The organism is Flagellimonas eckloniae, from assembly GCF_001413955.1.
Lineage (GTDB): Bacteria > Bacteroidota > Bacteroidia > Flavobacteriales > Flavobacteriaceae > Flagellimonas > Flagellimonas eckloniae.
In genome coordinates this window covers 32,737-53,287 of sequence record NZ_LCTZ01000002.1, presented here as the reverse complement: position 1 = coordinate 53,287, position 20,551 = coordinate 32,737, and the positions used below count along the sequence as shown (strand labels likewise).

At 36.2% G+C, this 20,551-nt stretch carries 21 protein-coding genes; 15 read left to right on the top strand and 6 right to left on the bottom strand.

The window, feature by feature from the left end; all coding sequences use genetic code 11:
- The first annotated feature begins 25 nt into the window (after positions 1-25).
- The 3 genes from bglX to AAY42_RS00315 are packed head-to-tail and all read left to right on the top strand — an operon-like array spanning position 26 to position 4,512.
- Positions 26-2,269: a beta-glucosidase BglX gene (gene bglX / locus AAY42_RS00325; RefSeq protein WP_245625569.1), complete on the top strand. Its 2,244-nt coding sequence runs from the start codon at positions 26-28 to the stop codon at positions 2,267-2,269.
- 11 nt (positions 2,270-2,280) lie between these two features.
- The gene (locus tag AAY42_RS00320; protein ID WP_055392024.1) at positions 2,281-2,931 is read left to right on the top strand and encodes a GDSL-type esterase/lipase family protein; all 651 of its coding nucleotides are present in this window, start codon (positions 2,281-2,283) and stop codon (positions 2,929-2,931) included.
- Between the two features lie 3 nt (positions 2,932-2,934).
- Positions 2,935-4,512 carry a family 20 glycosylhydrolase gene (locus tag AAY42_RS00315; protein WP_055392023.1) on the top strand — a complete coding sequence of 526 codons (1,578 nt, stop codon included), beginning with the start codon at positions 2,935-2,937 and terminating at the stop codon, positions 4,510-4,512.
- Positions 4,513-4,515: 3 nt separating this feature from the next.
- Here the strand turns inward: AAY42_RS00315 and AAY42_RS00310 are convergent, their stop codons facing one another.
- Genes AAY42_RS00310 through ruvX form a run of 3 tightly spaced genes read right to left on the bottom strand, consistent with a single transcriptional unit; the run spans position 4,516 to position 6,010 of the window.
- A complete protein-coding gene (locus AAY42_RS00310) occupies positions 4,516-4,950 on the bottom strand; it encodes a DUF5606 family protein (RefSeq protein ID WP_055392022.1) in 435 nt (144 codons plus the stop codon).
- A gap of 54 nt (positions 4,951-5,004) precedes the next feature.
- Entirely contained in the window at positions 5,005-5,595 is a 591-nt protein-coding gene (gene def, locus AAY42_RS00305) for a peptide deformylase (protein WP_055392021.1), read from the bottom strand.
- Between the two features lie 4 nt (positions 5,596-5,599).
- A complete protein-coding gene (gene ruvX / locus AAY42_RS00300) occupies positions 5,600-6,010 on the bottom strand; it encodes a Holliday junction resolvase RuvX (RefSeq protein ID WP_055392020.1) in 411 nt (136 codons plus the stop codon).
- Between the two features lie 100 nt (positions 6,011-6,110).
- Here ruvX and AAY42_RS00295 point away from each other — a divergent pair, with 100 nt between their 5' ends.
- Positions 6,111-6,926 carry a 2,3,4,5-tetrahydropyridine-2,6-dicarboxylate N-succinyltransferase gene (locus tag AAY42_RS00295; RefSeq protein WP_055392019.1) on the top strand — a complete coding sequence of 272 codons (816 nt, stop codon included), beginning with the start codon at positions 6,111-6,113 and terminating at the stop codon, positions 6,924-6,926.
- Between the two features lie 9 nt (positions 6,927-6,935).
- Positions 6,936-8,012 (top strand): glycosyltransferase family 9 protein, encoded by a 1,077-nt coding sequence (locus tag AAY42_RS00290; RefSeq protein WP_139063583.1) that lies wholly within the window; start codon positions 6,936-6,938, stop codon positions 8,010-8,012.
- Here AAY42_RS00290 and AAY42_RS00285 read toward each other — a convergent pair.
- The gene (locus AAY42_RS00285) at positions 7,971-8,645 is read right to left on the bottom strand and encodes a class I SAM-dependent methyltransferase (protein WP_055392017.1); all 675 of its coding nucleotides are present in this window, start codon (positions 8,643-8,645) and stop codon (positions 7,971-7,973) included. The two genes, AAY42_RS00290 and AAY42_RS00285, sit on opposite strands and share 42 nt — an antisense overlap.
- A gap of 209 nt (positions 8,646-8,854) precedes the next feature.
- Between AAY42_RS00285 and AAY42_RS00280 the strand changes: the two genes are divergently transcribed.
- Complete coding sequence (locus AAY42_RS00280) at positions 8,855-9,658, top strand: glycosyltransferase family 2 protein (RefSeq protein ID WP_055392016.1); 804 nt, start codon at positions 8,855-8,857, stop codon at positions 9,656-9,658.
- Here the strand turns inward: AAY42_RS00280 and AAY42_RS00275 are convergent.
- Positions 9,640-10,473: a glycosyltransferase family 2 protein gene (locus tag AAY42_RS00275; protein ID WP_055392015.1), complete on the bottom strand. Its 834-nt coding sequence runs from the start codon at positions 10,471-10,473 to the stop codon at positions 9,640-9,642. The genes AAY42_RS00280 and AAY42_RS00275 overlap by 19 nt on opposite strands.
- Positions 10,474-10,724: 251 nt before the next feature.
- On the opposite strand from AAY42_RS00275, the gene AAY42_RS00270 reads away from it, so the two are divergent.
- The 7 genes from AAY42_RS00270 (at position 10,725) to AAY42_RS00240 (ending at position 17,642) form a co-directional block, all read left to right on the top strand.
- Positions 10,725-11,660 (top strand): glycosyltransferase family 2 protein, encoded by a 936-nt coding sequence (locus tag AAY42_RS00270; protein ID WP_055392014.1) that lies wholly within the window; start codon positions 10,725-10,727, stop codon positions 11,658-11,660.
- Between the two features lie 197 nt (positions 11,661-11,857).
- Positions 11,858-12,931: a glycosyltransferase family protein gene (locus AAY42_RS00265; protein WP_055392013.1), complete on the top strand. Its 1,074-nt coding sequence runs from the start codon at positions 11,858-11,860 to the stop codon at positions 12,929-12,931.
- 8 nt (positions 12,932-12,939) lie between these two features.
- Positions 12,940-13,500 (top strand): L-threonylcarbamoyladenylate synthase, encoded by a 561-nt coding sequence (locus AAY42_RS00260; RefSeq protein WP_055392012.1) that lies wholly within the window; start codon positions 12,940-12,942, stop codon positions 13,498-13,500.
- A 1-nt stretch (position 13,501) separates the two neighbouring features.
- The gene (locus tag AAY42_RS00255) at positions 13,502-14,935 is read left to right on the top strand and encodes a CCA tRNA nucleotidyltransferase (RefSeq protein WP_055392011.1); all 1,434 of its coding nucleotides are present in this window, start codon (positions 13,502-13,504) and stop codon (positions 14,933-14,935) included.
- Positions 14,935-15,948: a COX15/CtaA family protein gene (locus tag AAY42_RS00250; protein ID WP_055392010.1), complete on the top strand. Its 1,014-nt coding sequence runs from the start codon at positions 14,935-14,937 to the stop codon at positions 15,946-15,948. The genes AAY42_RS00255 and AAY42_RS00250 overlap by 1 nt, the downstream gene beginning before the upstream one ends.
- Positions 15,949-15,992: 44 nt before the next feature.
- Positions 15,993-16,487, top strand: a complete 495-nt coding sequence (locus AAY42_RS00245) for an IS1096 element passenger TnpR family protein (protein ID WP_055392009.1) — start codon at positions 15,993-15,995, stop codon at positions 16,485-16,487.
- A 96-nt stretch (positions 16,488-16,583) separates the two neighbouring features.
- A complete protein-coding gene (locus AAY42_RS00240) occupies positions 16,584-17,642 on the top strand; it encodes a nucleoid-associated protein (protein ID WP_055392008.1) in 1,059 nt (352 codons plus the stop codon).
- On the opposite strand, the gene AAY42_RS00235 is transcribed toward AAY42_RS00240, so the two are convergent.
- Positions 17,639-18,718 (bottom strand): hypothetical protein, encoded by a 1,080-nt coding sequence (locus AAY42_RS00235; RefSeq protein ID WP_055392007.1) that lies wholly within the window; start codon positions 18,716-18,718, stop codon positions 17,639-17,641. The two genes, AAY42_RS00240 and AAY42_RS00235, sit on opposite strands and share 4 nt — an antisense overlap.
- A 75-nt stretch (positions 18,719-18,793) precedes the next feature.
- On the opposite strand from AAY42_RS00235, the gene AAY42_RS00230 reads away from it, so the two are divergent.
- On the top strand, positions 18,794-19,690 hold the full coding sequence (locus AAY42_RS00230; protein ID WP_055392006.1) for an ABC transporter ATP-binding protein: 897 nt from the start codon (positions 18,794-18,796) through the stop codon (positions 19,688-19,690).
- A gap of 11 nt (positions 19,691-19,701) precedes the next feature.
- Positions 19,702-20,535 (top strand): ABC transporter permease, encoded by an 834-nt coding sequence (locus AAY42_RS00225; RefSeq protein WP_055392005.1) that lies wholly within the window; start codon positions 19,702-19,704, stop codon positions 20,533-20,535.
- Positions 20,536-20,551: the final 16 nt, after the last annotated feature.

Sequence of the window (20,551 nt, the reverse complement as noted above, 5' to 3'; positions counted from 1 at the left end):
AGCATTCAAAACAATGAAACACTTTATGAAATATCTTTTGATAATTTCACTTTACTTTGCACCCATCAATAAAAATATTATGGCCCAGGAAAAAACCCTTGAGCAGAAAGTAGATGCATTGTTAGAGTCAATGACCCTTGAAGAAAAAGTAGGCCAAATGAACCAATATAACGGTTTTTGGGATGTGACCGGCCCTGCACCCGAAGGTGGTAATGCTGAAATTAAATACGAACATCTTAAAAAAGGGCTTGTTGGGTCCATGTTAAACGTGGTTGGTGCCGAAGAGGTAAGAAAACTTCAAAAACTGGTGGTTGAAGAAACTCGGTTAGGCATACCCTTATTATTCGGTTACGATGTTATCCACGGATATAAGACTTTAAGCCCCATTCCTCTCGCAGAAGCTGCCAGTTGGGATATGGAAGCCATTAAAAATTCGGCCCGAATTGCTGCCAATGAAGCATCTGCCGTTGGACTTAATTGGACTTTTGCACCTATGGTTGACATTTCAAGGGATGCGCGTTGGGGAAGGGTTATGGAAGGTGGCGGCGAGGATACATTTCTTGGTTCTCAAATTGCAAAAGCACGCGTAAAAGGCTTTCAAGGAGAAGATCTGTCCAAACCAAATACCATTGCCGCATGCTCCAAACATTTTGCAGCTTACGGGTTTGCAGAAGCGGGTCGTGACTACAACACAGTAGATATAGGAACCTCGACTTTGTACAATGTGGTGTTACCCCCTTTTAAAGCTACGGTCGATGTTGGTGTAAAAACCTTTATGAACGGGTTCAATATCCTGAATGGAGTTCCTGTAACTGGGGATAAAATACTGCAACGTGACATTTTGAAAGGAAAATGGGGTTTTGACGGTTTTGTACTTTCTGATTGGGCTTCCATTGGAGAAATGGTCCCTCATGGATTTGCCAAAGGCCTAAAACATGCTGCTGAATTGGGCGTCAAAGCCGGCTCGGATGTTGATATGGAATCTAGTGCATACGTGATGCATTTGGCCGAAAATGTAAGGGAAGGAAAAGTGAACGAAAGTTTACTGGATGATGCTGTCCGTCGCATTTTAAAAGTGAAATTTGAATTGGGACTGTTTGATGACCCCTACCGATATTGTAATGAAAAAAGAGAGGAAGAGCAATTGTACCATGAAGACCATAAAGCCGGTGTATTGGATATGGCAGTGAAGTCCATTGTACTCCTAAAAAACACAAATAGCATACTCCCACTAAAAAAAGACCAACAAAAAATAGCGGTAATTGGTGAACTCGCCAATGATAACAACAGTCCGCTTGGAAGTTGGAGATTGGGTTCAGATAATCATACCGCGGTTTCCTTTTTGGAAGGTTTAAAAAGTTACTCAGAAAACTACTCATATGTCCCAGGACCAAAGGTATTTAATGGAAATCCTAATTTCCTGAATGAAGTAGAAGTCAACACAACTGATACTTCAGGAATTGATGAAGCCGTAGCCCTAGCCAAAAACTCAGATGTTGTTCTAATGGTTTTGGGAGAACATGGTTTCCAGAGTGGTGAAGGACGCAGTAGAACGCAATTAGATTTACCTGGATTACAACTTGACCTATTGAAAGCCGTATATGAAGTCAATAAAAATATTGTATTGATTCTCATGAATGGCCGTCCACTTGCCATTAATTGGGAGGCTGAACATATTCCTGCAATTTTGGAAACATGGCAATTGGGTTCGCAAACGGGAAATGCAATTGCAAAAGTGCTGTTCGGGGATTATAATCCAAGCGGAAAACTACCCATGACTTTTCCTAGAAGTGTGGGTCAAGTTCCAATTTATTACAATCATTTTAGCACGGGAAGGCCCAATCCTGAATCAACCGTATTCTGGTCACATTACAGTGATGAAAAAAATGAACCTCTTTTTCCCTTTGGTTATGGATTGAGTTATACCTCATTCAATTATTCCTACCTACAAATCGATTCCTCCGATCAAGATAGTATTAAAGTTTCCGCAACCATTACAAATACTGGTGAATTAGCTGGTGAAGAAGTGGTTCAACTTTATATTCAGGACAAAGTAGCAAGCGTTGTAAGACCTGTGAAAGAGTTAAAAGGATTTAAGAAAATATATTTGGAAAAGGGTGCTTCCCAAAAAGTGGAATTCAATTTAACTGAAATGGAACTAGGTTTTTACAATCATAATTACGAGTTTACATGTGAGCCTGGGGAATTTGCAGTTATGATTGGCACCAATTCCCAAAGTGGCCTTTCCGGAAGTTTTGTGAAAAATTAAAATTACTGCTTATGAGATATCTATTGTTTCTTTTTTTTCTAACCGGGTTAGCATTGAATGCTCAAAATGTACACCCTTTCGCCAGCGAGGTTGAAGAAATACAAAAAAGGATGGATTCTATATGGGTTCCTTCAGAAGAAACTATAGTTTTTACAGGAAGTTCCAGCATTCGCATGTGGAATGACCTTCAAGAGCGGTTTCTCGATATTCAAATTGCCAATACAGGTTTTGGTGGCTCACAAGCAAAGGATTTAGAACTTTACCAAGATGAATTGATTCTCAACTATAATCCAAAAAAAGTCTTTATCTACGAAGGTGATAATGATATCAATGCCAAACAAAGACCTAAAGCAATTCTGGGGACATTCGAAAGGATTTTAGATAATCTGCATCAGAAAAATCCAGATTTGGAAATTGTGCTGATTTCGGCAAAACCCAGTATTTCTAGATGGCATTTAAGAGGTAAATACAAACGTTTTAATAAGAAATTGAACAAACTGGCCGCTGAAAGAACAAAAGTATCTTATACCGATGTTTGGAATATAATGCTCAATAAAAGGAAGTTAAAAAAAGAACTTTTTATTGAAGATGGCCTTCATATGAACAAGAAAGGTTACGATCTTTGGTATAGCGTATTGAAAGATAGCGTAAATACAAAATAAATTATGAAACAATCTGTAAAAGTGCTTACTCTTTTTTTTGCTATAATTTCAGTGGCTTCTTGCCAATGGACAAAAAAAGAACTGGTTTTTCCAAAAACCAACCTTTCTGAAGCCCCATTGATTCCAAAGCCCTTAAAAACAATAGCTACACATAGTGCTTTTGGATTAGCCGAAAACACAATTATTTATACCTCACAGGTTGACCCGAAATTTGAACAAGTAGGTCATTTTTTAGCCGAAAAGATAAAATCAAAAACTGGATTAGGGATTTCCGTCAATGCATCTAATGGTAAAAATTCTACAGAACGGTTTATTTACATCAATAAATCTGACAGTGTTGAGTTAAAAACTTCGGAATCTTATCAACTTTATATAAAAAAGGATTCCATTTTTTTAAACGCAAAAACTGCAGCCGGTGCATTCAGGGGAATACAGACCTTGCGTCAGCTTATTCCTGAAAAAAGCAATGATACCATTACTGATTATCCTTTATGGCTCATTCCGACAGGGAAAATATTCGACGAGCCCAAATTTGAGTATCGTGGTACAATGCTAGACGTATCCCGACATTTTTTTAGTGTTGACGAGGTCAAAAAATACTTGGACATTATTGCTTATTATAAATTCAATGTACTTCACTTGCACCTCTCAGATGATCAAGGATGGCGTATTGAGATAAAATCATGGCCTAAACTAACTGAAGTTGGTGGCAAAACCGAAGTAGGTGGTGGAGTTGGAGGTTATTACACTCAAGAAGATTTTAAGGAATTGGTAGCATATGCTGCAGAAAGACATATCACCATTGTTCCAGAAATAGACATGCCCGGTCATACAAACGCAGCATCGGTAAGTTATCCTTTTCTAAATGGCAACGGTAAAGTTGTAAAACCATACACGGGTACCAGAGTTGGTTTCAGCACTTTTGATGCCCAAAAGGATCCTGTTTATGCTTTTTTGGATGATGTTATCCGGGAAATTGCTTCAATATCTCCAGGTCCCTATTTTCATATTGGTGGTGATGAAAGTCATGTAACCAAAAAGAAGGATTATATCCATTTTGTTGAAAAAGTTGAAAAAATCGTTCAAAAACACGGCAAACAAATGGTGGGTTGGGATGAAATTGTAGCGGCAAAAATTAGCCCTACCAGCATTGCACAGCATTGGCACACTACGAAAAATGCATTAAAGGGATCAGCTAACGGCAACAAAATAATCCTCTCTCCAGCTAAAAAAGCGTATTTGGATATGAAATACGATTCACTATCCAAGCATGGACTAAACTGGTCGGGGTGCATTCCTGTTGATGTTGCCTATAATTGGAATCCGGAAACTTATGTTCAAGGTTTGCCAAAGGAGACTATTTTAGGGATTGAAGCTCCACTTTGGTCAGAAACCATTTCAAATAGCGCGGAACTGGAATATTTGGCATTTCCTCGTGCCATAGGATATGCTGAATTAGGTTGGTCAACATCAGAAAACTGTGATTGGGAAGATTATAGGAATCGTTTGGCCAAACAAGTGCCATTCCTAAATCGAATGAACATCAATTATTATCCTTCTGAATTGATTGATTGGGAATAAGGTTTATTCTTCCTCAGCGGGGGCGGAAGCTGCGTCTTCGTCATCAGATTCGGAAAAATCAGTGATTTTGTTGTCCAATAAGATGTTATACCATTGTATAATTTTCTTTATGTCACTGGCATACACCCTATCTTCATCGTAATTGGGTAAAACTTCAAAAAAATATTCTTCCAGCTGAATTTTTTCAGCCTTATGGCTAATGGCCGTTTTTTTTCCACCTTCTTTATCTTTCATTTTTTGAAAGACCTCTCTTAGCGGTACTTCTTCTTCTAGGGTATAAATCGCTATTTCGGACAATACGCTTACATTGCTACGCATTCCCACAGTAACGCGCTTTCCATCCAACAATGATTCACCCACAAAACCACTCCTTGTTTGGGTCAATAATCTAAAAAGTCCTGGTTTACCACCAATTGATAAAATCTTGTCCAGTGCCATTTGTTTTATTTTTATGCGCGCAAAAATATACTTTTATCCCAAACGCAGTTTTTTTTAACGTCCTTTTTTGATATTGGGAAATCTCATTTTATAATCCACACTGATTTTTCCCTTGGAAATCTTATCCAATCTACTCTTTAAAAGCCTTTTTTTAAGCGATGATAGTTTATCGGTAAATAGAATTCCTTCAATATGATCGTATTCGTGTTGAATTACCCTTGCCAAAAGTCCATCATACGTTTCGGTATGTTCTTTAAAATTTTCATCGAAATAGGAAATGGTAATTGTAGGTTTTCTTTTTACATCTTCCCTTATATCTGGAATACTCAAACAACCCTCATTAAAATCCCATTCATTACCACTCTCCTCTTCAATCTTTGCATTGATAAAGACTTTCTTGAACCCGTTTAAAGCTTCTTGATCTTCTTTACTTAGTTCTTCATCATCAGAAAAAGGGGTTGTGTCCACTAAAAACAAACGGATGGGAAGGCCTATCTGTGGTGCCGCTAAACCAACACCATGGGCATTGTACATGGTCTCCCACATATTGATGATCAATTCATCCAGTTTGGGATAATCTGTAGAAATATCTTTGGCTACTTTCCGCAAAACAGGTTCTCCGTAGGCAACAATGGGTAAAATCATAACTTTAAACTCTATTTAGATATGCTTGCAAAATTAGCGTGGCGCTTATTTCATCTACCAATGCCTTATTTTGTCTTTTTTTCTTTTTCATACCACTATCCAACATCGACTGAAATGCCATTTTGGAAGTAAATCTTTCGTCTTGGCGCTCCACCTGAACCGTTGGAAACTTAGTGGTCAGTTTTTTTAGAAAGGATTGTATCAATTCTTCGGATTCCGATGGAGTGTTGTCCATTTGTTTGGGAAGCCCCACTACAAACTTTTCCACGGTTTCTTTTTCAAGATACTCCGAAAGAAAAGTCATCAAATCATTTGTCCCAACGGTTGTTAACCCAGAAGCTATCAACTGAAGCTCATCAGTAACCGCTATTCCAGTTCTTACTTTTCCAAAATCCAAAGCCAAAATTCTCGCCAAGTCTAAATTTTTGGCAAAAATAAACCTAAAAATGTTATGCCATTAAAATATAGGGCAATATTCTAATTAGCCGATTATCTTTGTCAAAATTTCAAAAAAAATGACACAGCTTAAAGCACTTATAGAAAAGGCTTGGGATAATAGAGAATTGTTAAAGGAAGAGGAAACCCAAAATGCAATTAGGGAAGTAATCAACTTGATAGATTTAGGAAAGTTACGATGTGCAGAGCCTACGGAAGGTGGATGGCAAATAAATGAATGGGTCAAAAAAGGTGTAGTACTTTATTTTCCAATTCAAAAGATGGAGGTGTTGGAAGCTGGCATTTTTGAATATCATGATAAAATTCCATTAAAAAGAGGGTATAAGGAAAAGGGAGTTCGTGTGGTTCCCCATGCAGTGGCTAGACATGGAGCCTATATTTCCAAAGGAACCATTTTAATGCCCAGTTATGTAAATATCGGTGCTTATGTGGATGAAGGAACTATGGTGGATACATGGGCTACCGTGGGTAGTTGTGCACAAATAGGAAAAAATGTCCATCTAAGTGGTGGTGTTGGTATTGGTGGCGTTCTGGAACCGTTGCAGGCTGCTCCTGTAATTATTGAGGATAATGCCTTTATTGGTTCTAGATGTATTGTTGTAGAAGGTGTGCGTGTTGAAAAAGAGGCAGTTTTGGGAGCAAATGTAGTTTTGACCGCTTCTACCAAGATTATTGATGTAACCGGGAACGAACCTGTTGAGTTAAAAGGAAGGGTTCCTGCGAGATCAGTAGTTATTCCAGGCAGTTATACCAAAAAATTTGCAGCTGGAGAATTTCAAGTACCTTGTGCTTTAATAATTGGAAAAAGAAAAGAAAGTACCGACAAGAAAACCTCATTGAACACTGCCCTTAGAGAACATGATGTTGCAGTATAATTATCTCGTGTGAAGAAATTTTTGGTGATTCAACAAAAGATGATTGGGGATGTACTGACCAGTACCATCCTTTGTGAACATCTTAAAATCCATTTTCCTGAATCACAGGTGCATTTTGTAATCAATGAAAACACCCAAGCCGTTGTAAAAGGTAATCCACATATTGACGAAGTGGTTCTTTTTAAAGATCGATATAAGAAAAGTAAATTGGACTTCTATGGATTTCTTAAATCAATTAAAAAGGAAAACTACGATGTTGTCATAGATGTGTACTGCAAGTTTGAAAGTAATCTCATTAGCTATTTCTCCAAGGCAGCTATTAAGATTTCCTATAAAAAATGGTATTCAAAATTTATTTACACCCATTTATTTACGTATTCAAACAACCCAGACACCAAATTGGGTTTTGCCATTGAAAATAGACTTTTGTTGTTATCTCCGTTAATCCAAGAATTAGATGAAAAGGATTTGGCCCCAAAAATCTATCTTTCTGATTCGGAAATAACGCAAGCTGAAAAATTACTCAAGGAAAGTAAAGTTGATACCACGAAACCTGTTCTAATGATTGGGGTTATGGGTAGTGATTCCAGCAAAAGCTATCCTCTGGAATATTTGAGTCAAGTAATTGATTTCATTTCCAAAGATCTTGATGTCACATTTTTATTCAACTATATGCCCAGTCAAAAAGGTAAGGTAGAAGAATTGATTTCGTTGTGTTCCCAAAAGTCTAGAGATGCTATAAGGGAAGATATTTTTTGTCCCTCTTTGCGTTCTTTTTTAGGCTTATTAGGGCAATGCGATGGTTATGTGGGAAATGAAGGAGGGTCCAGCAACATGTCTAAGGCACTTGGAATACCCAATTTCTCCATTTTTTCTCCTTGGATATCAAAAAAAGCTTGGCTTACCTTCAATGATGACAAGTCCAACCAAGCTGTGCATTTATCTGATTTTAATCCTGAGATTTTAACTATTTCTAAAAAGGAACGAAAAAAAAATGCGCTGGAATTCTATAAGTCCTTGAAGCCACAGCTTTTTGAGGAACAATTAAGAAGTTTCGTTGAGGATGAGATTTTCACGAACAAGTAACACCTGATAAGATTCGATCAGTATTTTCCATCCCCGCTCTAACATATATGCAATGACCAACTTTCCCTTACCTCCATTAGGCAGATCGCAATCGTCTATAAGAACAATTGTAGTATCATGTAATTGTCCTTCTATTCTTTTGAACTCTTCCAAATGGTGCTTTTGACTTTTTTTCTGAACTTCTACATCGCTGCTATAATCGTAGCTATCCAGATATAATAAATCTACTTTTTCATTAAAATTTTCAAGAAATGCAAGAGAATCTGACTGATGTATTTGTACAAATTTTTCTAATCCTTGTCGATCAACTTCTTCCTGTGCATTTTTTACAGATTCCTCACTGATATCAACGGAATGCATGAAAGCCCCATTTTCTTTGGTCCATTTGCCAAAAACTATAGTGGCCGCACCATTACTTTTGGCTCCCCTAAGTCCCTCGCGTGAAGTTCCAGTCTCAACAATAATCTTTGCCCCAAACCTTTTCATTAACTCCATTGTTTTAAGAAAAGTGTCCCGTCTTTTTCTAAAATCATGTTTGAAGGGCATAAATGGATATAGGGATTTGTGCTTTATGAACTTTCCAATAAAAAAACCTACAATACCAATAAGGAGGGTAATTCCGATAATTTTCATGTATGGGGTTATGATTTTTTTCAAATATAAAGCAACCTTTTATCTTTTCGCTATCTGAGAAGTACGAAACAACCTAAATTCTGAAAAACGAAAGGGAAAATCTGAAAAGTTGACAAATCTTCTTTTGTAGGAAAATTTGACCTCCAAAACAATTTTCTCCTCGCTTTTTTGTTATAGTTTTATAGTTACAAACTCGCATACCAATAAATATGTCTGAATTGCACACCCCAAGGCAAAAAATATCGGCATTGATTATAACCTACAATGAAATGGGTTATATTGAAAAATGTATTGACTCAGTTTCATTTGCAGATGAAATAATTGTGGTTGATTCCTTCAGTACTGATGGCACTTACGAATATTTGCAAAAGCGCGACAAGGTCAATGTAATTCAAAACCCCTTTGAGAACTTTACCGCCCAGAAATCATTTGCCCTTAGACAAGCTTCTAATGATTGGATACTTTTTTTGGATGCAGATGAGGTTGTAAACACCAAACTTCAGGAGGAAATTGTTGAAACCGTAAACAATCCGAAGGCATGCGAAGCTTACTGGTTTTATCGCAAATTTATGTTTCAAAATACTAAACTAAATTTTAGTGGTTGGCAGACAGACAAAAATCATAGATTGTTTAGAAAAAGTAAGGCTAGATTTACGGACAAAAAGATTGTACATGAAACTCTGGAAGTTGATGGAAATTCTTGCATCCTAAAAGAAAAACTCACCCATTTTTGTTATAAAAATTACGAAGATTATAAAGGAAAGATGCTCCATTATGGAAGGTTAAAAGCAAAAGAAGCTTTTTATAAAGAGAAACATTTCAACTATCTCTTTATGATTGTAAAACCTTTTTGGAAATTTTTCAATCACTATATACTAAGGTTAGGGTTCTTAGATGGTAAAAAAGGAATAATTATCTGCTATCTAAATGCCTTAGGAGTTTTAGAAAGATACCGGGAGCTTAAACGTCTTGAAAAGAAAAATCAGCTTACGTATTACTTGGTTATGCCATAGTAGCTCCACACCGATCTGCTTTTTTTTGTATCCTTGCGTATTGCCAAATTTTTAGAGATGGACTCTGGTGTTTTATACCCTCTTTTATGATCCAGATGCACACAAACGGCACTATATCTTAATTGTTTGGACTTGAGTCCAAAATTAAACAGACGCTCTCCCAATTCACGATCCTGTCCTCCATACTGCATTCGCTCATCAAAACCATTCACGTTTACAATGTCACGTTTCCAACCCGAAGAGTTGTGCCCATTCCAACTGGCATTGGTTGGGGTAAATGCATTTAAAAACTTTGAGATAATACCACTGGCCGTAAGCTTATTGTTTTTAAAAGTTTTTGGAATTCCTTTTTCTTTTAACCAATTAATATTGAAACAATTTTGTTCTTCGATATCCTCTTTGGTTATCATTTGGGAAATATTCATAGGAAGCATGTAATACCCACCAGAAATAAAGTATCCTTCTTCTTTATTGATATAGTGTACTTCTACGAAATCTTCACGTGGAATACAATCTCCATCCGTCATTATAATATAGTCAGCTCTGCAGGCTTCCACAGCCTTATTCAATATCCTTGACTTCTGAAAACCATCATCCTCCTGCCAAACATGGATTATCTTGTAAAAAACCTCTTTAGAAATAGTCTTTAGTAGTTCTTTGGTCTTGGGACCCGAACCATCATCTGCAATTACTACTTCAAAATCCTTGAAAATCTGACAATTAAATCCCCAAAGCACTTTTTTAAGCCATTCTTCAGAGTTGTACGTGCTTACAATTACTGAAATCTTCGGTTGCTCAACCTGTGATGCTTTCATAAAGGCAAAAATATAAAAGTCTTAAGGTTTATCTCTACTGCTGACTGGTTTTTGACTCCCATTGTCAGAAAGACCAGATTTTTTCTTATTAAAATAACTATATCCACAATAGGCCCAAGTATTCACTAGCAAAGTATAATAATTTATTTAGTAAGCTTAAAAAAACCAAAAGTATAAGATCAAAAGGAGGTACTATCAACTAGGTTCCAAAGAAAAAGAACAATTACCTGTTCTTGTGGCTTTAAACCAGAATGGCTGTTAAAAATATTGACATATCTATTATCACTATAAACTACAACTCAACTGGGTATACCATCCGATGCATAGAGAGCATACTACAGAATACTACCAAAACATTAAACTATGAAGTTTTAGTGGTCGATAATGCTTCAGAGCTTAAAGACCTTCAAACTCTCGAACAGGGTATCAAAAGTTTAAATAATTCAAGAATAAAACTATTAAAAAGTAGAATTAATACAGGGTTTGGAGGGGGCAACATGTTTGGAGTACAGCACGCCCAGGGCAGATATTATGTCTTTTTGAATAATGACACCTTGTTAATTGATGATCCAATTCATAGATGTTACGAATTTATGGAACGTAGTACTCACGTGGCCATTAGTGGTCCACAAATTTACGATGAAAACCATAAAACCACTATTAGCTTCGATTATTTCACATCATTCGCTAGGGAAGTCTTTGGTCGCGAGTTAGTTTCATTTTTATGGAAAAAACCGAAAAGAAGATTTGATTACAAAGAACCCATTGAGATAGATTACGTAAATGGAAGTTTTATGTTCACAAGAGCGGAAGATTTCAATAGTGTTGGCGGATTTGACACCAATATTTTTCTATATTTTGAAGAAAGTGATCTTTGTCACAGGTTAAAAAAAATCGGAAAGCCAACCTATTTCCTGCCCTCAGCTTCTTACCTACATTTTCAAGATAGGAGTGTTAGGAAAAATACAACCTCTATTGCTAAAAAAATAGAATTAAAAACCTCAATGTTTTATGTTATTCGTAAAAACTATGGTTACTTCCATTATCAGGTGCTCCGCATGGTTTTTATATTTAGGTATGGTTGTACTTCATTGGTAAAACCAAAATACTTTGCTTTATTTAAGCATATTTTAATTGGTTTGCCCATTGGAAAATCCCTAAAGCACCAACAAGCAATTAAAAATTGAAAACGCCATATCTTTTGTTTAAGGTTTTAGTTGTATAGTGCCAATTTACTACTGTTTTTGTATTATTGACTAACCTCATTAACAGGCACTAGTTGTTATAAATGTCCTTTTCTTCTAAATTCATCTGGGCAAAAATAACAGAGTCTACAATTTAAAAGATAACTTTGTAAATAGGGTAATTCTTTCCTATATACTTTATGAAAAATGCCGTTCTTATTGAATTAAACTCTTATCATGACGAGTGTCTTTATTCCCAGATCAGATTTCTAAAAGATTCCAACTACACGGTAACGCTAATAATAAATTCCCAAATTTTTGAAAGAGCAGAAGAATATTTACATCTTGCCAAACATGTTATAATTTACGATCACAGGTCAGTAAAAAATTTCTTAAACAAAATCGTCTGGACCCTAAAACAATATTTGTATATAATAAAGAATGGGGCAGATATTGCAATTTTTAATACCGCAAGTTCAAGGCTAGAGGTAATTCTTTTGAGTACCCTACTAAAGCGAAAAGTCAAACTCTTTGGTATTCTTCATAATCTTAAAAAGGTCAATCATAGTTTGTCCCAAAAATTGATCAATAAAGCAATTAAAAAATATTTTGTCCTCAATGATTTTTTAGAAAATTCGGTATTGATAGAAGATAAATCCATTGAACTACAAAGTTTTTATCCTATTTTATTTCCAAAATACAATACAGTTAACCTCCTAAAGCCAAGAGATGAAATTTGGATTAGCATCCCCGGAAAGCTAGATTTTAATAGAAGGGATTATGATTTAATAGTGGAAGCGCTTCTTATGATGAATTCGAGGGAAAATCTAAAATTCGTGATTTTAGGAAATACCAACTCGGAAAATTTACGGAATAGTGTTTTTTTAAAGCAACTAAAAGTTAACAACATTCATGAGAATTTTATATTGTTCGATTACTTTATAGAAAATTCCCTCTTCCATGAATATATTGCTAAATCGGACTATATTTTGCTCCCATTAAAATCAGTTGGTGACAATTATGCAAAATATAAAATAATGGGAAGTTATAATTTAGCTTTTGCGTATAAGAAAAGTTTGATTTGCCCCAAAGGCCTTGAACATATAGACGATATTCATGAACACTCCACCTTTTATGAAAACGGAATCGAATTGTCTAAAATTCTGAACAATATCATTGATGATAGAGAAATTTATAAAACGAAATACGATTCTAAAAAATGGGAGTTCAAGGAACAACAAAATAAGTATATTGGATTTATAGAAAGTAAATAGCGCCAGGAATGACCCAAGAAATCAATAACTGCATAGAAGAGCTAAAAAAAGGCAATCTGATCTTATACCCTACGGATACTGTATGGGGAATAGGTTGTGATGCAACCAACCCAGATGCAGTAAAAAAAGTCTATGACCTAAAACGGAGAGAAGACACCAAAGCACTCATTTGCCTTGTAGCAAACCAAGCCATGCTAGAAAGACATGTGGAACAGGTGCCCGAGGTTGCTTATGATATCATGGATTTGGCAGAAAAACCAACAACAATTGTTTTTGATCAACCCAAAGGCATTGCCAAAAACCTTATCGAAGAGGACAACACACTCGCTATTAGAGTTGCATCGGATAAGTTCTGCCAATACTTGATCAATAAATTTGGAAAACCCATCGTGTCTACCTCTGCCAATATATCTGGAGAAACAACACCAAAACAATTCAAAGAGATCAGTCAAGAAATTTTAAAAGGAGTGGACTATGTGGTAAATTTGCCAGAAGAGAACAAAAACCCTTCACCTTCATCCATTATAAAGCTTAGCTACGATGGACAGGTAAAGGTTATTAGGGAATAAAATGACGCAGGAATTCCATAAAAAGGCAATACAGCATCCTATTTTTAAGCTTATTGGTGATACTTCAAAAGAATTGGGTGTTGAATCCTATGTCATAGGTGGATTTGTTCGTGATTATTTTTTAAAAAGGGGTACACCAAAAGATATTGATGTTGTAGCCATTGGGAGTGGAATTGAGCTCGCCAAAAAAGTCGCCTCAAAACTAAAAGGAAAACCGCAAGTGTCAATCTTTAAGAATTTTGGCACAGCAATGATCAAACACCAAGATCTGGAGTTGGAATTCGTGGGTGCAAGAAAGGAGAGTTATCATCGTGACAGCAGAAAACCTGTTGTTGAGGATGGTTCCTTGGAAGATGATCAAAATAGGAGGGATTTTACCATCAACGCAATGGCCCTAGCATTGAACCCAGAAAATTTCGGACTCCTTTTAGACCCCTTTGATGGATTGGATGATCTCGACAAAAAGCGTATAAAAACTCCATTGGAACCAAACATCACTTATTCCGATGATCCCCTTCGCATGATGCGTGCAATTCGTTTCGCAACCCAACTGGATTTTACCATTGAACCTAAATCCTTGACTGCCATTGCCGAAAACAAGGAACGGATCAAAATCATTTCCAAAGAACGTATTGTTGATGAGTTACATAAGATATTGCTAAGCAAAAAACCATCCATTGGTTTTAAGTTGATGCATCAAACCGGACTATTACCCCTAATTCTTCCAGAATTACATGCCTTGCAGGGAATAGAGGAAATTGAAGGGCAGCGACACAAAGATAATTTTTGGCATACACTGGAAGTGGTAGATAACATTTCGGAAAATACAGATGACGTTTGGCTTAGGTGGGCGGCCTTGCTCCATGATATTGGAAAAGCCCCAACCAAACGCTTCCATAAAAAAATAGGATGGACATTCCATGCGCACGAGTTTGTAGGATCCAAAATGGTCTTTAAACTCTTCAAAAGATTACGCATGCCATTGAACGATAAAATGAAGTTTGTCCAGAAAATGGTCTTGATGAGTTCCAGACCCATTATTCTCTCGGAAGATCATGTAACGGATTCTGCAGTGAGGCGTTTGGTTTTTGATGCCGGGGAAAATGTAGATGATTTAATGACGTTGTGCGAAGCGGACATTACCACCAAAAACCCAAAAAAGCAGAAAAAATATAAGAATAACTTTCAAATTGTCCGGCAAAAAATAAAAGAGGTAGAGGAGCGGGATCATATCCGGAATTTTCAACCCCCAGTTTCAGGAGAGGAAATCATGAAGGCCTTCAATCTAAGACCGTCAAAAGAAATAGGCATTATAAAAGAGGCCATAAAAGAAGCCATATTGGAAGGTGAAATTCCCAATGAACATGATGAAGCCTATCAATTTATGTTGGAAAAAGGAAAAAAAATGAACCTGAAACCTGAAAGTAACAAGTAATGAAAAATAGCAAATATGTCATTTATTGGTTACTTACTGGCTGTGCCCTTATTTTTATTATGGTACTGGTTGGCGGAATAACGCGACTGACCCATTCTGGACTCTCCATGTCCGATTATAAACTCATAAAAGGAACACTGCCCCCAATGAACGAACAAGAGTGGCATGATGCCTTTGAACTTTACAAACAATATCCGGAATATCAAAAACTCAATATCCATTTTGGGTTGGAAGATTTTAAAAGTATTTATTTCTGGGAATGGTTGCATCGGGTTATAGGAAGGTTTATCGGAATCGTTTTTATTATTCCTTTTCTATTCTTTTTGTTAAAAAAGAAACTGGATAAATCCACCATAAAAAAATGCCTCATTCTCCTGATAATGGGAGGGTTTCAAGGGTTTTTAGGTTGGTATATGGTAAAAAGTGGCTTGGTGGACCGACCAGATGTATCGCATTACAGGTTGGCAGCACACCTAACCACTGCCTTTTTGACCTTTGCTTATAGTCTTTGGGTGGCGTTGGACTTAATTTATCCATCAAAAAAGGAAGTTAATGCTGGCATCCGAAATATTATTCGTGTTGGGCTTTTCATTCTTATGATCCAGATTATTTGGGGTGCCTTTGTAGCTGGTCTGGATGCCGGATTTATCCACAATCACTGGCCTTTGATGAATGAAGGCAAGATAATCCATGAAACCGTCTATATAGAGCAACAGCCGTTTCTAAAAAACTTTTATGAAGGCAAAAGTGGAGTGCAATTCATACATCGATATCTTGCCTATATTGTTGTGGGCGTGGTACTTTTTATTTGGTACAGAACTCGAAAGCTAGTGTTGACTCCATTGCAGGATAAAGGAATTAAACTCCTTCTAATATTGGTGTCCTTACAATTTTTATTGGGTGTCCTTACAATAATCTACGCTGTACCTCTTTGGTTGGGGGTTACACACCAAATTGGAGCATTTTTTCTACTTGCCGCAATGACTTTTACTTTGCACAGGTTCACGAAATAAAACACTATTTATTGTAACTTTGCTCCCACTCTAAAAAAAATTGGATGATATATAAAATCAGGATAATACTTGATGCTGAGGAGGATATCTTTAGAGATATTGAAATTGAAGATAGCTGTACTTTAGAAGATTTTCATAATGCAATTACCCAAGCATTCGGTTTTGAAGGTGGAGAAATGGCTTCTTTCTACACATGTGATGAAGAATGGAACCAAGATGAGGAAATTGCCCTTTTTGATATGAGTGAAACGGGTTCCAATGTTAGGTTGATGAATGAAACCATCCTTGACGATATCATAACCGAAAAAAATCCAAAAATGATTTATGTCTACGACTTTTTCAGTATGTGGACGTTTTTTGTTGAGTTGGCGGATATTGTTCCCGAAGAAGACGGTATTACCTATCCAAATTTATTGTTCAGTTTTGGTGAATTACCCGATTCCCCACCTGAAAAAAAGTTTGAATCCAAACCATCCATCGATATTGATGACTCTTTTGACAATTATAACGATTTAGACTTTGATGAAAATTGGAACTGATAAAAAAGTTCAACCTCAAATCTTAAGTCAAAACCCAAGTATACTTAAAACGTGAACTTCAACATTTATACTTAAACCCTTTACTGAAAACTAAAAATGCTAAATCTATATCCTGCCCAAATTGAAAGTGTTTCTCTTCATCGAGTTGGTAATAAAAGTAAAAATGAGTCCATTTTTCTATCAGCAGAACCATTTTCATTGAATGATGAAATGTCTGGATTGTTAAAGGAATATTTTTTCAAGCCTTTCAGGGAAAAAGAAGAGAATTACTTTAAGTTTTCCAATGAGGTGGACGTTGAGTTCAATGAAGTTTATAAAGCGGTTACAGAACTTTTTGAAGACCCTTCAAAATCACATCAGATTTCAAAAAAAATTACAACGCACCTTTTTGAACAATCCAATCATCCGCATATAAAAAGCGGAGAAGTATATATTGTTCATTTTTCTGATATGGTCATCAACAACCAAAAAACGGAAGCTATAGGTATTTTTAAAAGTGAGTTGAAACACGACTTTCTTCAATTTAAGGAGAAAGATCAAAATCTTGAAATTTTAATACGACAGGGCATCAATATCAATAAATTGGATAAAGGCTGTATTGTTTTTAATGTTGATAAAGAAGAAGGTTATAAGGTTTTATCTGTAGACAGCAATCGCTACGATGCTAAGTATTGGTTGGAGAATTTTTTAGGATTAGCACCACTTACGGATGAGAATTTCTACACTAAAAACTATTTGAAATTCTGTCAGAATTTTGCCAAGGATGTGGTTCTTCCTGCGGAAGATAAGCAACAAGAGGTCATGTTCATGAACCGGGCCGTTAATCATTTTGCCAAAAATGATGCCTTTGAGGAAAGTTCCTTTTTAAACGAGGTCATGGAAAATCCAGAACTCATTCCAGAATTTAAGCATTATAAGGTAGAAAAAGGACCCAAGTTCAGTATTGAGGATGTTTCCAATTTTGACATTGCCAATAAAGCGGTTTCCGATGCTCGGAAAAAAATCAAAAACGTCATCAATCTAGATACCAACATCCAAATAAAAATGGATTTTATCAACCCAGAATCCGCAGAAAAATTTGTTGAAAAAGGCTGGGACGAAGAAAAACAGATGTACTATTACCTGGTGTATTTTAATAAGGAGCAGAAGAGTTAAGATTGGTTGTTGTCTAGAATCTGCTTTAAGCTGACATCTTCGTAATTGCGTTTTACAAAATCCAAAGCCAGAGCTAAAACCTGGCCCATAGTGGTACATTTCTTAAAATTCAGGTCTTTGGTGAGGTCGTATATCTGGTGCTTTAACTGATCAATATTTTCGTCTAAAGAAATTGTATCCGTTTTACCAATTCCCACTAACCTTTTTATTCGGTTGCCCGAACTCAGTATCCGTTTAGCTACTATGGATCGTTCTTCTATCTTATATTGATCTACCGAATATTTCTGCAATTTGGTACGAACCAATTCCACCATTTGAAAGTTTTCCTTGAAAAATTGGGGACGGTATACCTTTAATTTGCCTTCAAAACATTGCTGGTCAAAATCTATGGCTCTTATTTTATAGACCACATGATCAAAATCGTGGGTTGGTACAATCACATAATTATATGATCGCATGTCTCCCAACAAACGTATCATACATCGCTCATTGAATTTCACGAACTCTTTTGCCAATTGGGATTTTTCGGCCTCTGTACATTTCGGCAAAACATCATTTATAAAAACATCTCCAGGAATTCCCGCAATATGTTCCTCAATTAAGGTATCACCAAAAACCAAAAAGTTAAGATTATAGGGTGAGAGCATATGCTCCAACTCCAAACCATAAACTCTTGAGGCATCGGTTTTCTTTACATAAAAATAGGTGTAGTTGTCATTCAAAATATTTCGCACTTTGATACGAAATGGTTTTGAGTTTCCAAAGGTGCAATAATCAACGGCATCAACATTTAAATATTCCAAAATGCGATCACCCCCATCAGAATGTAAAATGGAATAGACTTTTTTAAGGCTTAAATCAATTTCCTCACGATCAAATTCGGAATAAAATACCCTTACCCAAAGCGTATCAGCCCCTTCAGAATCATACACAACCACCGAACCAGAGAACCTCAGCAAATCGTCATAAAAAATTGGGATTTCAATTTTTCTATTATATCTATGAAGGTATCCATCCAACTTTTTGTTGATGGGATAGGCCGGTTTTTTCTTTGACATTAATTTTTCCTCGGACATTCTTTCGCTATTTTGTAACAAAATCCATTATACCTCGTCAAGTTACTATAAACAAATCAAAAAACGATTCCGACTTTGGAGACAATACTATCCGTAAGTAATCTTACCAAAAAATTTGGTTACCTCACCGCAGTAAAAGATTTATCATTTACTATAGAAAAAGGAAATGTCTATGGTATTTTGGGGCCAAATGGCAGTGGTAAATCTACTACTTTAGGCATTATTTTAAATGTGGTCAATAGAACTTCAGGTGAGTTTAGTTGGTTCAACGGAAATACTTCCACACATGAAGCCTTGAAAAAGGTAGGCGCCATTATAGAACGCCCCAACTTTTATCCCTACATGACCGCTATACAAAACTTGAAACTGGTCTGTAAAATAAAAGAAGTCCCTGAAACCAAAATCCAAGAAAAATTGGAGCTTGTTGGTCTTTGGGAGCGAAAAGACAGTAAGTTCAGAACCTACTCCTTGGGAATGAAGCAACGCTTGGCCATTGCTTCCGCCCTGCTCAATGACCCAGAAATCCTTATTCTTGACGAGCCCACTAACGGGTTGGATCCTCAGGGAATTCATCAAATTAGAGAGATCATTAAAAAAATAGCTGGTCAGGGCACAACAATTTTATTGGCATCCCACTTACTGGACGAGGTTGAAAAAGTATGTTCCCATGTTGTAATCCTTCGAAAAGGTGAAAAACTCTACTCCGGTCCGGTTGATAGCATGTTGGCAAGTCACGGCTTTTTTGAATTGCGTACCGCCGATATGGAGAAACTGCAGGCACTTTTGGAAAAGAATGCCAGTTTTGGAAAAATCATTAAGGAGAATGGCACTTTAACTGCTTTCTTAAAAGAGGAAATGAATGCCGAAGAGCTGAACAAAATGCTGTTTGACAAGGGCATGGTACTCTCACATCTTGTAAAACGCAAAGAAAGTTTGGAAGAACAATTTTTAACCTTGACCAAAAACAACTAATCAAAAAACGAATGGTACGTTTATTACATATAGAATTCATAAAACTTTGGAACAATAGGGCAAGTAAAATATTGATTACCTCCTATTTTCTTTTATTGACATCTATTGCACTTATAGCAGCAATAAAATTTGACATAGGCCCAGTAAAATTCCATTTGGCGGACCAAGGAATTTTCAATTTCCCTTACATCTGGCATTTTAACACCTATGTAACCGCTTTTTTTAAGTTGTTTTTGGCAATTGTGATTGTTTCCATGATGGCGAACGAATACAGTAATAAAACAATCAAACAAAATTTAATAGATGGACTGTCCAAGAAAGAATTTATTCTTTCAAAGTTTCTTACGGTGATATCCTTTTCCTTCATTTCTACCGTATTTGTTTTTATAGTTTCACTGATTTTGGGACTTATTTATTCTGATTACAACGAGTTTTCGATCATTTTTTCTGACTTGGAATTCTTGTTGGCATTCTTTGTTAAACTGGTTGGTTTCTTTTCATTTTGCCTTTTTCTAGGAATTTTTGTGAAGCGATCTGCGTTTGCTTTAGGCTTTTTGATCCTATGGGTAATTCTTGAACAATTGGTTTTTGGATTGTTGGGATGGAAGGTTATGAGCTGGCCAAACGCAAAACTTGTTAAAGACTTCTTTCCATTGGAATCCATGATGAATTTGATAAAGGAGCCTGTCACACGGCTTTCTGCTGTTCAGAATATAGGAGAGCAAATTGGAGAAAAAATGCAATTTGATTACGCAGTGTATTGGTACGAGTTTTTAATTGTCATCTTTTGGACTGGTGTTTTCATCTATTTATCCTATGCGCTATTGAAAAAGCGTGATTTATAGTATATTGTAGCGTTTG

Coding starts and splice junctions, on each gene's coding strand:
- AAY42_RS00260 (WP_055392012.1), top strand. CDS start 12,940: ATGACCCAAGAAATCAATAACTGCATAGAAGAGCTAAAAAAAGGCAAT.
- bglX (WP_245625569.1), top strand. CDS start 26: ATGAAATATCTTTTGATAATTTCACTTTACTTTGCACCCATCAATAAA.
- AAY42_RS00235 (WP_055392007.1), bottom strand. CDS start 18,718: ATGTCCGAGGAAAAATTAATGTCAAAGAAAAAACCGGCCTATCCCATC.
- AAY42_RS00245 (WP_055392009.1), top strand. CDS start 15,993: ATGATATATAAAATCAGGATAATACTTGATGCTGAGGAGGATATCTTT.
- AAY42_RS00315 (WP_055392023.1), top strand. CDS start 2,935: ATGAAACAATCTGTAAAAGTGCTTACTCTTTTTTTTGCTATAATTTCA.
- AAY42_RS00240 (WP_055392008.1), top strand. CDS start 16,584: ATGCTAAATCTATATCCTGCCCAAATTGAAAGTGTTTCTCTTCATCGA.
- AAY42_RS00275 (WP_055392015.1), bottom strand. CDS start 10,473: ATGAAAGCATCACAGGTTGAGCAACCGAAGATTTCAGTAATTGTAAGC.
- AAY42_RS00310 (WP_055392022.1), bottom strand. CDS start 4,950: ATGGCACTGGACAAGATTTTATCAATTGGTGGTAAACCAGGACTTTTT.
- def (WP_055392021.1), bottom strand. CDS start 5,595: ATGATTTTACCCATTGTTGCCTACGGAGAACCTGTTTTGCGGAAAGTA.
- AAY42_RS00270 (WP_055392014.1), top strand. CDS start 10,725: ATGGCTGTTAAAAATATTGACATATCTATTATCACTATAAACTACAAC.
- AAY42_RS00265 (WP_055392013.1), top strand. CDS start 11,858: ATGAAAAATGCCGTTCTTATTGAATTAAACTCTTATCATGACGAGTGT.
- AAY42_RS00320 (WP_055392024.1), top strand. CDS start 2,281: ATGAGATATCTATTGTTTCTTTTTTTTCTAACCGGGTTAGCATTGAAT.
- AAY42_RS00280 (WP_055392016.1), top strand. CDS start 8,855: ATGTCTGAATTGCACACCCCAAGGCAAAAAATATCGGCATTGATTATA.
- AAY42_RS00285 (WP_055392017.1), bottom strand. CDS start 8,645: ATGAAAATTATCGGAATTACCCTCCTTATTGGTATTGTAGGTTTTTTT.
- AAY42_RS00295 (WP_055392019.1), top strand. CDS start 6,111: ATGACACAGCTTAAAGCACTTATAGAAAAGGCTTGGGATAATAGAGAA.
- AAY42_RS00250 (WP_055392010.1), top strand. CDS start 14,935: ATGAAAAATAGCAAATATGTCATTTATTGGTTACTTACTGGCTGTGCC.
- AAY42_RS00255 (WP_055392011.1), top strand. CDS start 13,502: ATGACGCAGGAATTCCATAAAAAGGCAATACAGCATCCTATTTTTAAG.
- AAY42_RS00225 (WP_055392005.1), top strand. CDS start 19,702: ATGGTACGTTTATTACATATAGAATTCATAAAACTTTGGAACAATAGG.